This is a genomic window from Myxococcota bacterium (genome assembly GCA_035498015.1).
Lineage (GTDB): Bacteria > Myxococcota_A > UBA9160 > SZUA-336 > SZUA-336 > VGRW01.
This window is the reverse complement of record DATKAO010000098.1, coordinates 1-13,393: the sequence shown is the minus strand read 5'-3', so window position 1 is coordinate 13,393 and position 13,393 is coordinate 1. Positions and strand designations below refer to the sequence as shown.

The window sequence follows — 13,393 nt, the reverse complement described above, 5'->3', positions numbered from 1 at the left end:
CCCCCCACTAAAGTGCGCGCCCATCTCCAGCGCGGGGAGAGGCGATGCGCGATCCCGAGCCCGAGGCCATTGGTAGGGGTGTAGCGATTCGCGACGGACTGACGTTCGACGACGTCCTGCTGCTGCCCGGTCCGTCGTCGGTGCACCCGGTCGACGTCGATCTGTCGGCGAACCTGACTCCGTCGATTCGCCTGCGCATTCCGCTCGTGTCCTCCCCCATGGACACCGTCACCGAGCACCGCACGGCCATCTGCATGGCCCAGGAGGGCGGGCTGGGCTTCATCCACAAGAACCTCTCGATCGAGACGCAGGCCTCCGAGGTCGCCAAGGTCAAGCGCTCCGAGTCGGGCATGATCGTGGAGCCGATCACGCTCGAGCCCGACCAGCCGATCCAGGACGCGCTCGACATCATGCACGAGCACCACATCTCGGGCCTGCCGGTGGTGCGCGGCGAGAAGCTGGTCGGGATCGTGACCAACCGCGACCTGCGCTTCGTGCGCAGCCGCGAGGCGCCGGTCTCGACGGTGATGACCAGCGACGGGCTGATCACGGTGCGCCTGGGCGTCTCGATGGAGCAGGCCAAGGAGCTCTTGCACGCCAACCGGATCGAGAAGCTCCTGGTGGTCGACGACCTCGGCAACCTGCGCGGGCTGATCACGATCAAGGACATCGAGAAGCAGCAGCTCTTCCCCAACGCGAACAAGGACCCGCTCGGCCGGCTGCGCGTGGGCGCAGCGGTGGGAGTCACCAAGGACGCGATCGAGCGGGCCGACGCGCTGATCCGCGCCGGCGCCGACGTGCTCCTGGTCGACAGCTCGCACGGTCACGCCGAGGCGGTGCTGCGCGCGATCTCGGAGCTCCACGCGGCCTTCCCGTCGGTCGAGATCGTCGGCGGCAACGTGGCTACGGCCGAGGGCGCCGAGGCGCTGATCAAGGCGCACGTCTCGGCGGTGCGCTGCGGCGTCGGTCCGGGCTCGATCTGCACCACGCGCATCGTAGCCGGCGTGGGCGTGCCGCAGCTCACGGCCATCATGGACGCCGCCGAGGTGTGCAAGCGCCACGGCGTGCCGCTGATCGCCGACGGCGGCATCAAGTACTCGGGCGACATCGTGAAGGCGCTGGCCGGGGGCGCGGACACGGTGATGATCGGGTCACTGTTCGCCGGCACCGACGAGAGCCCGGGCGACGTGGTGCTGCACCAGGGCCGCTCCTACAAGGTGTACCGCGCAATGGGCTCCATGAGCGCCATGCGCGAGGGCTACCGCGACCGCTACTTCCAGCAGGAAGTGAAGTCGCCCGCCAAGCTGGTGCCCGAAGGCGTCGAGGGCCGCGTGCCGCACCGCGGCCCGCTCTCGAACAGCTTGTATCAGCTCATGGGCGGCGTGCGCTCGGGCATGGGGCTGATCGGCGCGCCCGACCTCGAGGCGCTGCGCAGGCGCGCCCAGTTCGTGCGCATCACCGCGGCCGGCCTGCGCGAGTCACACCCGCACGACGTGATCATCACCGAAGAGCCGCCGAACTACTGGCTCGAAAGCAAGTAGCTGGTGAGCCCAGAGCGCGCGATCGTCGTCGACTACGGCGGCCAGTACACGCAGCTGATCGCGCGCCGGATTCGCGAGCTGCACGTCTACTGCGAGATCGTGCCGCCCTGGGTCACGAGTGAGCGGCTGCGCGAGATCGCGCCGCGCGCCGTGGTGCTCTCGGGCGGGCCCGCGAGCGTGTACGCCGCCGACGCGCCGAAGACCAACCCCGAGGTGTTCCGCCTGGGCGTGCCCATGCTGGGCATCTGTTACGGCATGCAGCTCATGATGCAAGAGCTCGGCGGCAAGGTCGAAGCCGCGGGCGCGCGCGAGTTCGGACGTGCCGAGCTCGCGCACACGGGTCACGACGATCCGCTGTTCCGCGGCGTGCCGGCCGTGTCGAACGTGTGGATGAGTCACGGCGACCGGGTGACCGCGATCGGGCGCGGCTTCGAGACGGTCGCCACCTCGGCGAACTGCCCGTTCGCGGCGGTGCGCTCCGCGGACCGCAAGCTCTACGGGCTGCAGTTCCACCCCGAGGTGGTACACACCGAGCACGGCACCCGGCTGCTGCAGAACTTCCTGTTCCAGGTGGCGGGCCTCGCCGGCACCTGGACCATGGACGAGTTCATCCAGAACGAGCTCGCGCGGCTGCGCGCGCGCATCGGGAAGTCGACGGTGATCTGCGGCGTCTCGGGCGGCGTCGATTCGACGGTGGTCGCGGTGCTCCTGCACAAGGCGATCGGCGACCAGCTCCACTGCATCTTCGTCGACAACGGCCTCCTGCGTGCGCACGAGCGCGAGGAGGTCGAGCGCTGCTTCCGCGACCAGCTCCGCATTCCGCTGCTCACGCTGGACGAGAGCGAGAAGTTCCTGCGCAACCTGCGCGGAGTCGAGGAGCCGGAGAAGAAGCGGGTCGTGATCGGTCACACCTTCGTTGCGGCGTTCGAGCGCGCGGCGAGCCAGTTCAGCGACGCGCGCTTCCTGGCGCAGGGCACGCTCTATCCCGACGTGATCGAGTCGGTCTCGGTGCACGGCCCCTCCGCCACGATCAAGACGCACCACAACGTGGGCGGGCTGCCCGAGGTGATGAAGCTCGAGGTGGTCGAGCCGCTGCGCGAGCTGTTCAAAGACGAGGTGCGCGAGGTGGGCGACCGGCTGGGCGTGCCGCGCGAGCTGTCGCGCCGCCACCCGTTCCCGGGCCCGGGGCTGGCGATCCGCGTGCTGGGCGAAGTGACTCGCGAGAAGCTCGAGATCCTGCGCGCGGCCGACTGGATCGTGCAGCAGGAGATCCGCGCCGCCGGCTGGTACGACAAGCTCTGGCAGGCATTCGCGGTGTTCCTGCCCGTGCGGTCCGTGGGCGTGATGGGCGACTACCGGACCTACGACCAGACGATCGCGCTGCGCTGCGTGACCTCGCGCGACGCCATGACCGCCGACTGGGCGCCGCTGCCGCACGAGCTCCTGGCGAAGATCTCCGGCCGCATCACGAACGAGGTGCGCGGCGTGAACCGCGTGGTGTACGACATCTCGTCCAAACCCCCGGCCACCATCGAGTGGGAGTGAAGCCGGCCCGTTCCTGCGGGCACGAGGCGCATGGCCCGGAGATCGCCGCAGCGCTCGTGCGCGACTTCCTGGCGCGCGTCTTGCGTAGCTGCCGGTGACTCACTCCGAGTGACCGATCCGCGCGGCTCCCGGTCACCTTGCTGGTGAAATTTCGGGACATCCACGTGGGCAGACGTGGGAGGCTCGTACAATGTCCAATCGCGTCGAGATCTCGACCGAGGAGATCTCTTACCGCAAGCGGGTCCACGTGCTCGACAGCCACATCGCCTACGTCGACGCCGGGGAGGGCGACCCGATCGTCTTCCTGCACGGCAATCCCACGCCGTCCTACTTGTGGCGCAACGTGATCCCGTATCTCCTGCCGTTCGGCCGCTGTCTCGCGCCCGACTACGTGGGCATGGGCAACTCCGGCCCCGCGCCGAACGGCACGTACCGCTTCGTCGACCACCGCCGCTATCTCGACGCCTGGTTCGAAGCGCTGCGCCTGGACCGCAACGTGATCCTCGTGGTGCACGACTGGGGCTCCGCGCTCGGCTTCCACTGGGCGCAGCGCCATCCCGAGCGCGTGAAGGCGATCGTCTACATGGAGGGGATCGTGCGGCCGTTCCACTCCTGGAGTGAGTGGCCCGACGCGACGCGCGCCTTCTTCCAGGCCCAGCGCCGCGCAGAAGGCGAGGACCTGATCCTGCGCCGCAACCTCTTCATCGAGTATCTGCTGCCCTTGCGGAACATTCCGCGCGAGGCGGTCGAGGTCTACCGCCGCCACTACCGCAACCCGGGCCCGTCGCGCCTGCCCATGCTGGCCTGGACGCGCGAGCTGCCGATCGCCGGCGAGCCCAAAGACGTGGTGGAGATCGTCGAGTCCTACGCCGGCTGGCTGTCGCGGAGCCCGATCCCGAAGCTGTTCGTCGACGCCGACCCGGGCGGCTTCCTGATCGGCGCGCAGCGCGAGTTCTGCCGCGCCTGGCCGAACCAGGAGACTGCGCTCGTGCGCGCCGCTCACTTCATGCAGGAGGAGGCGCCCGATGCCGTCGGCGAGGCGATCGCGCGCTTCGTGGCGCGCTTACTGGCGGGCGGGACTCACTCGGACAGGAACGCGACCTTGCCCGTATCCACGTCGTAGATCGCCCCGACCAGCTCGGCCTTCTTCTCGTCGAGCTCGTGGGCGATGAGCGGGCTGCGCGCGCGGATCTCGCGCATCGACTCGCGCACGTTCTGCTCGGCGACCGCCGTCGCGCACGCCTCGCTCTTGGCGTCGCTGCAGTGGGCGGCCTCGATCGCGGGGTGGATCTTGGCGACCAGGCCCGTCAGGTTGCCCAGGCGCACGTCCTCGAGCGCACCCTTCACGGCGCCGCAGTGTGTGTGCCCCATGACTACCAGCAGCTTCGCGCCCGCGTGGAGCGCGTACTCCAGGCTCCCGAGCTCGTCGTCGTTCACCACGTTGCCCGCGACGCGCACGCCGAACACGTCGCCCAGCCCCTGATCGAACACGACCTCGATCGGCGCGCGCGAGTCCATGCAGGCGAGCACGGCGGCGAACGGATACTGACCGGCCGCCGTGGCCACGACCTCCGACGGCCAGTCGCGCGGCATCATCGCGTGGCCCACGAAGCGCGCGTTGCCCGCCTTCAGCCGCTCCAGCGCCTGGTCCGGAGTCATGGCGCTCTGCGACGCCTGGGTCTGGACTTCGAACTTCGCCTGCTGCGCGAGCGCCGGGGCGGCAAGGCCGAGCAGCGCCACCAGCATTGCGCCCGTCCGCATCATCATCGCGTCACCCCTCGCGACAGCATAGTCGATCCGGCCCGCCGCCGATGGGGCCCGATGCCCCATCGTGAGGCCGCGGGTGTACGATCGGCCCATGCCTACCATCACCACCCAAGACGGCGTCGAGATCTTCTACAAGGACTGGGGCTCCGGGCAGCCGATCGTGTTCAGCCACGGCTGGCCGCTGTCGGCGGACGACTGGGACGCCCAGCTGATGTTCTTCTGCGGGCAGGGCTTCCGTGTCATTGCCCACGACCGGCGCGGCCATGGGCGCTCGTCGCAGGTCGCCGATGGCCACGACATGGATCACTACGCGGCCGACCTCGCGGCACTCACTGCACACCTCGACCTGAAGAATGCGATCCACGTCGGTCACTCGACCGGCGGCGGCGAGGTCGTGCGCTACGTCGCTCGCCACGGCGCAGGCCGGGTGGCGAAGGCGGCGATTCTCTCGGCGGTGCCGCCGCTGATGGTGAAGACGCCGTCGAACCCCGGCGGCACGCCCAAGGAAGTCTTCGACGACCTCCAGCGCCAGAACGCGACCAACCGCGCGCAGTTCTATCTCGACATCGCCTCCGGTCCCTTCTATGGCTTCAATCGACCGGGCGCGAAGGTATCCGAGGGCATGATCCGCAACTGGTGGCGCCAGAGCATGATGGGCAGCGTGAAGGCACACACCGAGGGGATCGTCGCCTTCTCACAGACCGACTTCACGGAAGACCTGAAGAAGATCGACGTGCCGGTGTACGTGATGCACGGCGACGACGACCAGATCGTGCCCTACGCCGACTCGGCGCCGCTGTCCGCGAAGCTGCTCAAGAAGGGCACGCTGAAGACGTACAAGGGCTTCCCGCACGGCATGCCGACCACCCAGGCCGCGACCATCAACGCGGACCTGCTCGCGTTCATCCGCGCCTAGGCCAGAGTCACTCGCATCCTCTAGAATCCCCCCCGGGGGGACGCTCTTGATCGCGAAGGACGGCTTCGTCCATCTGCACCTGCACACGCAGTACTCGCTCCTGGACGGGGCCATCAAGCTCGCGCCGCTGTTCGAACAGGTGAAGGAGCTGGGGCAGGGCGCCGTCGGCATGACCGACCACGGCAACCTGTTCGGCGCGGCCGAGTTCCACGAGAAGGCGCGCGCCGCGGGCGTGAAGCCGCTGATCGGCTGCGAGACCTACATCGCGAGCGGCTCGCGCTTCGAGAAGGAGAAGCGCGCGCAGGACAAGTCGGGCTTCGACGCGATCAACCATCTGCTGCTGATCGCCATGAACGAGACGGGCTACCGCAACCTCATGACGCTCGTCTCGAAGGGCTATCTCGAGGGCTTCTACTACAAGCCGCGCATCGACCTCGAGCTCTTGCGCCAGCACAGCGACGGACTGATCGCGACCTCGGGCTGTCTCTCGTCGATGATCTGCCGCGCGCTCGCGTCGAACGAGACGCGCCGCGCGTACGAGCTCGCGGAGGAGTTCGCGCGGCTCTTCCCTGGCCGCTTCTACGTCGAGCTGCAGCGCCACGGCATCGAGCTGCAGGAGCGCGTGAACAAGGAGCTCCTGCGCATCGCCGACGAGCTGCGGCTCCCGCTCGTGGCCACCAACGACGCGCACTACCTCCACGCGCACGACCACGGGCCGCACGAGGCGCTGCTGTGCATCGGCACGGGCACCACGCTGGACGACCCCGGGCGCTTCAAGTTCGACGGCAAGGGCTTCTACGTGAAGTCGGCGGCCGAGATGGCCGAGGTCTTCCACGACCTGCCCAAGGCGGTGAGCAACACGGTCGAGATCGCCGAGCGCTGCAACCTCGAGCTGCAGACCGGCGTGTACCAGATGCCCGAGTTCCAGGTGCCGAGTCACACCACGCGCGAGGCGGTGCTGCGCGAGCAGGCCGCCACGGGTCTGCGCGAACGGCTCGGCCTCTCGCTCGACGAGCCGATCCAGCCCGCGCGCGCGGTCTACGCCGAGCGCCTGCAGATGGAGCTCGACGTCATCTGCAAGATGGGCTTCGCGGGCTACTTCCTGATCGTGGCCGACTTCATCGCCTACGCGCGCAACCACGGCATCCCGGTCGGCCCGGGGCGGGGCTCCTCGGCGGGGAGCCTGGTCACCTACTCACTGGGCATCACCGGCGTGGATCCGCTCGAGTACGACATCTTGTTCGAGCGCTTCCTCAACCCTGAACGCATCTCGATGCCCGACATCGACGTCGACTTCTGCATGCGCGGGCGCGACCAGGTGATCGAGTACGTGCGCCGCAAGTACGACGGCGAGGGCAATGCCGAGAAGCGCGTCGCGCAGATCATCACCTTCGGCAAGCTGCAGGCGCGCGCGGCGATCCGCGACGTGGGCCGCGTGCTCGGCATGACCTTCGGCGAGGTGGACCGGATCGCGAAGCTCGTGCCGGAGGTGCTCGGCATCTCGCTGCAGGAGGCGATCGACTCGTCGCCTGACCTGGCCAAGGTGAAGTCGGCCGAGCCGCAGGTCGCAAAGCTCCTCGACACCGCGCTCGCGCTCGAGGGGCTCACGCGCCACGCCTCGACGCACGCCGCGGGCGTGGTGATCGGGAACCGCCCGCTGATCGAGCTCGTGCCGCTGTACCGCGACCCGAAGTCGGGCGAGGTCGTGACCCAGTTCGACATGAACATGGTCGAGCGCGTGGGGCTGGTGAAGTTCGACTTTCTCGGCCTGCGCACGCTCACGATCGTGTCCGACGCCGAGCGGCTCGTGCGCGCGAGTCACCCCGAGTTCTCGGTAGCCGCGATCCCGATGGACGACAAGAAGACCTTCGAGCTCCTGTCGCGCGGCGACACCGAAGGCGTGTTCCAGATGGAATCGAGCGGCATGACCGAGCTCGCCACCAAGCTCAAGCCCAAGGTGTTCCGCGAGATCATCCCGCTGATCGCGCTCTACCGCACCGGGCCGATCGAGTCCGGCGCGCTGCAGGAGTACGTCGACCGCAAGCTCGGCATGGCCCGGGTCGAGTATTTCCTGCCGCAGTTCGAAGAGGTCACCCAGGAGACGCTGGGCGTGATCGTGTACCAGGACCAGGTGCTGCAGATCGCGAATCGCGTCTCGGGCTACTCGCTGGGCGAAGCCGACTTCCTGCGCCGCGCCATGGGCAAGAAGAAGCCCGAGGAGATGGAGAAGCAGCGCAAGCGCTTCATCTCGGGCGCGGTCGAGCGGGGCTGCGACGCCAGGAAGGCCCAGGCGCTGTTCGACATGATCGAGAAGTTCGCCGGCTACGCCTTCCCGAAGGCGCACTCGACCGCCTACGCGCTGATCACCTACCAGACCGCGTATCTCAAGGCGAACTACCCGCGCGAGTATCTCGCGGCGCTGCTCACGATCGAGTCGGGGAACCTGGACAAGCTCGGCAAATACATCGGCCACGCGCGCGACCGCGGCATTCCGGTGCTCGCGCCCGAGGTGAACTCGTCGGAGCGCGACTTCGCGGTCGTGCCCGAGGGCATCCGCTTCGGCTTCGCCGGCGTGAAGAACGTGGGCGAGGGCGCGGTCGACGCCATCCTCGAGACCCGCGCCGAGGGCGGGCCGTTCGCCAGCCTGTTCGACTTCGTGCGCCGCATCGACTCACGCCGCATCAACCGGCGCGTGATCGAGAGCCTGATCCGCTGCGGCGCGTTCGACTTCACCAAGGCCACGCGCGCCTCGCTCTGGCAGGCGCTCGGCCCCGCGCTCGAACGCGCGCAGCGCGACCTGCGCGACCGCGAGCTGGGTCAGGTGTCGCTCTTCGGCGTGGAGGCGCAGCGCGAGGAGCCCGCGGTGCCCGAGATCCCCGAGTGGGCGAGCGCCGAGCTGCTCGCGGGCGAGAAGGAGATGCTCGGCTTCTACGTCACCGGGCACCCGCTGCGCGAGCACGCGCGTCCGCTCGACCTGTTCACGAGCTTCCGGCTGGACCGCGTGCCCGACGACCCGGGACGGCGGCGCGAGGTCTGGATCGGCGGCATGCTCGGCGCCTTGCGGGTCACCAACACCAAGAAGGGCGATCTCATGGCGCGCGCCACCCTCGAAGACCTGGGAGGCACGCTCGACATCGTGTTCTTCCCCAAGACGTACGCGAAGTTCTCGGCGCTGCTCCAGGGCGGCGGGCCGGTGCTCGTGAAGGGCAACGTGGCGGGCGAGCCGGAACGGCCCGAGCTCCACGCCGACGAGATCCTGCGGCTGGAGGACGCCTGGAATCAGCGCACGAGCCGCGTGGTCGTGGCGGTGGCCGAGCACGAGCTCACCGACGACCGGCTCGCCGGCCTGCGCCGCGCGCTCGACCTCGTGCCGGGCACGGTGCCGGTGAGCTTCGAGCTGGCGCTCGCGACCGGCAGCGCCGCGGTGTTCGACCTGCCGCGCCATCGGGTGCGCGTATCGGAGTCACTGGTGCGCGAGCTGGACGGGATCTTCGGCCGGGGGGCGACGCGATGCCGGGTCGCATGAGTCGCGCCGCGGCCGCGCTCTTGTGTCTCGCGCTCGCGGGCTCGGCGCGCGCGCTCGAGCCGGTGAGTGTCTCGGTGCAGGGCGTGGTCTCGTCGGGCGAGGTCGGTGAGTCGGCGCCGCGCGACGCGGCCTACCGCGCGGGGCTCGTGGCCGCGGTGCTCGAGGCCGCGCGCGGCATCCTGGGCAACGACCAGTACGCGGGCGACGTGGAGCGCCTGCGCGCCACGCTCGCTCCGATCGCGCAGCGCTTCGTGCTCACCTACCGCATCGACGGGGCGCTCGAGAAGCGCCGCTCGCCGCTCGACCCGGCGGTCGAGGAGTACGCGCTGCCGATCACCGCGCGCATCGACACCACCCAGCTGCGCGCGACGCTCGTGAGCGAGGGCTTCCTGCGCGAGGCGGGCGACCGGCCCTCGCTCGCGCTCTGGGTGAAGCCCGCGCCCTCGACGGCGGGCGTGCCCGCCAGCGCGCCGACGCACCTCGAGCAGTCGGTGCGGAAGAGCCTGGCCGAGCGCCAGTTCGTGGTGGTCGAGCCCGCCCTCCGGCCCGGCGCCGGAGTGAACCCGGCCAGTGCGCTCGACCTCGCGCGCGGCACCGGCGCCGACGTGGCGCTCGACCTCGAGCTCAACTGGCGGCCCGCCAACGGCACCACGCCGGGCGGCGTGGCCGAGGTCCGCGCCCGCGCGCGGCGCAGCGACGACGGCAGCGAGCTCGCGGTCGCGCGCTTCGAGGGTGCCGGCTACGACGCCGACCCCGATACGGCCTTCATGCACGCCCTGGAGGCCGTCGAGCCCCAGGTGGGTGAGAACCTCGCGCTCCAGCTGCAGCGAAACTGGGAGGCGGTGGCTTCGACGTCCAAGCCCGTGGAGCTCGGCCTCGATGCCGTCACGAGCCTGGAGCAGGTGATGTCGGTCCGCCGCGTGCTGCTGCAGCAGCTGGGCGCGAAGACCGCCGAGGTGCGCGAGCTGCGACCCCACGGTGCCACGCTCCAGGTGGTCTCGCCGCTGGGCCCGGGCGCGCTCCAGGAGAAGCTGGCGAGCACTCGCTTCGACGGCTTCGGCCTGAGCCCCGAGGACGCCGGGGCCGGTCAGGCACGGCTTCGGGTGGAGGTCCACCCGGCCGCTCCCGATTCCCTCAGTCCGCATTGACCCGCGTCCAAATTGACTACCAACGCCCGAATTGATACTTGGCTCGCTGGTTTACAGGCACGTAGCTCAGGGGTAGAGCACTACCTTGACACGGTAGGGGTCGGCGGTTCGAGACCGCCCGTGCCTACCAGCAGGCCCCCGGGCCAATCATGAGTCGATGAGCGCCGGCGAAGTTCAGCTCGAGCTTCCGGACGGCACACGTCTTCGTGTGCCGAGCGGCACAACCTCGTTCGAAGTCGCCAGGCAGATCGGCGCCGGACTGGGCAAAGCGGCGCTGGCGGGCGAGCTCGACGGCCGCCTGGTCGACGGGCGCCTGCCCCTTACGGCCGGCGGCAAGTTCCGGGTCATCACCGCACGCGACCCCGAGGGCGGCACCGTGATTCGTCACTCGGCCGAGCACGTCATGGCCGACGCGGTGAAGCGCCTCTGGCCGGCGACACGGATCGACGTCGGGCGCTCGGATCACAGCGAGAAGTTCCAGTACGACTTCGACATCCCCGTGCGCATCACGCCCGAGGACCTGCCGCGCATCGAGGCCGAGATGGCCAAGATCGTGGCCGAGAACCGGCCGTTCGTGCGCGAGACACTCTCGCGCGCCGACGCCCAGAAGCTGTTCGAGTCACTGGGCGAGACGCTCAAGCTCTCGCGCCTGGGCGACATTCCCGCGGGCGAGGAGATCACGGTCTTTCGCGACGGCGACTTCGTCGACCTGTGCCGCGGCCCGCACGTGCAGCGCACCGGGCAGATCGGCGCCTGGAAGCTGACCGAGCTTGCGGGCTCGTATTGGCGCGGCGACGAGAACAACAAGATGCTGCAGCGTATCTACGGCATCGCGTTCAAGGACCGCAAGGAGCTCGACGACCACCTGGCGCGGCTCGAGGCCGCGCGCGAGCGCGACCACCGGCGCGTGGGCGCGGAGCTCGAGCTGTTCCAGTTCCACGAGTGGGCGCAGGGCTCGCCGTTCTATCTGCCCAAGGGCCTGGCGCTGTACAACGCGCTGGTCGACTACATGCGCGGGCTGTACCGCAAGCACGGCTACGAAGAGGTCATGTGCCCGCAGATCTTCTCCGCGGAGCTGTACAAGACCTCGGGTCACTACGACAATTTCGCCGGTGACTTCTTCCTGTTCCCCGGCCCCGAAGAGGGCGAAGAGCTCGGCGTGAAGCCGATGAACTGCCCGGGTCACTGTCTCCTGTTCCGCTCGCGCAAGCGCTCCTACCGCGAGCTGCCGCTCCGGCTGGCCGAGTTCTCGCGCCTGCACCGCAACGAGCGCACGGGCTCGTTGCACGGCCTGACGCGCGTGCGCTCGATGGCCCAGGACGACGCCCACATCTACTGCGCGTGGGAGGACATCGGCGAAGAGATCCACCGCTTCATGGAGCTGTGCAGCGAGGTCGACCACGACCTCGGCATCGGCGGGGTCGCGACGTACGTCTCCACGCGGCCCGAGAAGTTCATCGGCTCGATCGAGACCTGGGACCGCGCCGAGAAGATGCTGGTCGACGCGGTCGAGGCCACGGGCGCGAAGTGCGGCATCAAGAAGGGCGAGGGCGCCTTCTACGGGCCCAAGATCGAGCGCCACTTCCAGGACGTGATGGGGCGCTGGTGGCAGCTCGGCACGCTGCAGATCGACACCGCCATGCCCGGCCGCTTCGGGCTGAAATACATCGGCGCCGACGGCGCCGAGCACGAGCCGGCCATGCTGCACCGCGCGGTGCTCGGCTCACTGGAGCGCTTCATCGCGATCTACCTGGAGCACACGGCGGGCGACTTCCCGGTGTTTCTCGCGCCGCAGCAGGTCGCGGTGCTGCCGGTCTCGGACCGCCAGGCCGACTACGCGCGCGAGGTCGCGGACCTGCTGCGCGCGGCGGGCATCCGCGCCGAGGCCGACGTGCGCAGCGAGACACTCAACTACCGCGTCCGCGCCGCGGAGACACACAAGATTCCCTACGCGCTCGTCGTGGGCGAGCGCGAGCAGGCCTCGCGCAGCGTCAGCGTGCGTCGGCGCAAGAGCGCCGGGCAGGAAGTGGTGCCGCTCGAGCAATTCGAGAAAAACATCCAGGAGGAGATCAGAACGCGTGGGATTCCGTAGACGCCGTTGGCGCGACGTAGCGCCCGAGAAGGACAAGGTCCGAGTGAACCGCGCGATCCGCGTACCGGAAGTGCGGGTCGTGAACGAAGACGGTCAGCAGCTCGGGGTCATGCCGACCGATGCAGCGCGCGACATCGCCGCCCGCATCGGTCTCGACCTCGTCGAGATCTCGCCCAATGGCACGCCGCCCGTGTGCAAGATCATGGACTACGGGCGGTACAAGTACGAGATCAAGAAGAAGGCCTCGACCCAGAAGCGTTCGCAACACCAGAGTCAGCTGAAAGAGATCAAGCTGCGGCCACAGATCGACGGGCACGATCTCGACTTCAAGATGAAGGCGGCGGAGCGGTTCCTGATGGAAGGCGACAAAGTGAAGGCCACCGTCACGTTCCGCGGCCGCGAGATCACGCACGTGCAGATCGGGCACGAGCTGCTCGAGCGAGTCACCAAGCGCCTGGCCGAGATCGCCAAGCCCGAGTCGCGGCCGCAGATGGAAGGCCGGATGCTGTCGATGATGTTCGGACCCGACCGCGCGGCGATCAAGAAGATCGAAGCCCGGCGCGCGTCCGAAGCCGCCAAGCAAGCCAAGGCCGAAGCCCAGGCCGAAGCGGCGTCCGCCGCCGAGGAAGAGGCGGAAGAGTTCGAAGACGAGGAAGAGGAAGAGGACGAGGAGACCGACGGTGCCGAAAGTTAAGACGCGGCGGGCCGCCGCGAAGAGATTCAAGAAGACGGGCAGCGGGAAGATCGCGCGCACGCAGGGCTGGAAGGGCCACCGCCTGATCAACCGCACCCGCAAGCAGAAGCGCAAGGTCACGGGCATGGTGGTCGCCGACGACGTCGACCAGCCGCGCCTGAAGC

Annotated in this window: 10 protein-coding genes and 1 tRNA gene; 10 read left to right on the top strand and 1 reads right to left on the bottom strand. The window is 69.1% G+C overall.

Going from position 1 to position 13,393, the window contains the following annotated elements; genetic code table 11:
* Positions 1 to 44: 44 nt before the first annotated feature.
* The 3 genes from guaB (at position 45) to VMR86_08455 (ending at position 4,209) form a co-directional block, all read left to right on the top strand.
* Positions 45 to 1,541, top strand: coding sequence for an IMP dehydrogenase (guaB, locus tag VMR86_08465; GenBank protein ID HTO07079.1), 1,497 nt, complete (start codon positions 45 to 47; stop codon positions 1,539 to 1,541).
* A 3-nt stretch (positions 1,542 to 1,544) separates the two neighbouring features.
* Positions 1,545 to 3,086 carry a glutamine-hydrolyzing GMP synthase gene (guaA, locus tag VMR86_08460; protein HTO07078.1) on the top strand — a complete coding sequence of 514 codons (1,542 nt, stop codon included), beginning with the start codon at positions 1,545 to 1,547 and terminating at the stop codon, positions 3,084 to 3,086.
* Positions 3,087 to 3,276: 190 nt separating this feature from the next.
* A complete protein-coding gene (locus tag VMR86_08455) occupies positions 3,277 to 4,209 on the top strand; it encodes a haloalkane dehalogenase (GenBank protein ID HTO07077.1) in 933 nt (310 codons plus the stop codon).
* Here VMR86_08455 and VMR86_08450 read toward each other — a convergent pair.
* A complete protein-coding gene (locus VMR86_08450; protein HTO07076.1) occupies positions 4,167 to 4,853 on the bottom strand; it encodes a carbonic anhydrase family protein in 687 nt (228 codons plus the stop codon). The genes VMR86_08455 and VMR86_08450 overlap by 43 nt on opposite strands.
* Before the next feature lie 91 nt (positions 4,854 to 4,944).
* Between VMR86_08450 and VMR86_08445 the strand changes: the two genes are divergently transcribed.
* From VMR86_08445 to rpmI, 7 genes are all read left to right on the top strand, one after another.
* Positions 4,945 to 5,769 (top strand): alpha/beta hydrolase, encoded by an 825-nt coding sequence (locus VMR86_08445; protein ID HTO07075.1) that lies wholly within the window; start codon positions 4,945 to 4,947, stop codon positions 5,767 to 5,769.
* Between the two features lie 46 nt (positions 5,770 to 5,815).
* The gene (gene dnaE, locus VMR86_08440; protein HTO07074.1) at positions 5,816 to 9,295 is read left to right on the top strand and encodes a DNA polymerase III subunit alpha; all 3,480 of its coding nucleotides are present in this window, start codon (positions 5,816 to 5,818) and stop codon (positions 9,293 to 9,295) included.
* Positions 9,292 to 10,443, top strand: coding sequence for a hypothetical protein (locus VMR86_08435; protein HTO07073.1), 1,152 nt, complete (start codon positions 9,292 to 9,294; stop codon positions 10,441 to 10,443). The genes dnaE and VMR86_08435 overlap by 4 nt, the downstream gene beginning before the upstream one ends.
* 55 nt (positions 10,444 to 10,498) lie before the next feature.
* Positions 10,499 to 10,573, top strand: a tRNA-Val gene (locus VMR86_08430).
* 27 nt (positions 10,574 to 10,600) lie between these two features.
* Complete coding sequence (thrS, locus tag VMR86_08425) at positions 10,601 to 12,535, top strand: threonine--tRNA ligase (GenBank protein HTO07072.1); 1,935 nt, start codon at positions 10,601 to 10,603, stop codon at positions 12,533 to 12,535.
* Positions 12,522 to 13,229, top strand: a complete 708-nt coding sequence (gene infC, locus VMR86_08420) for a translation initiation factor IF-3 (protein HTO07071.1) — start codon at positions 12,522 to 12,524, stop codon at positions 13,227 to 13,229. Before thrS ends, infC begins: the two co-directional genes overlap by 14 nt.
* A partial coding sequence (rpmI, locus tag VMR86_08415) for a 50S ribosomal protein L35 (protein HTO07070.1) occupies positions 13,216 to 13,393 on the top strand: 178 nt, incomplete at its 3' end. The genes infC and rpmI, both read left to right, overlap by 14 nt.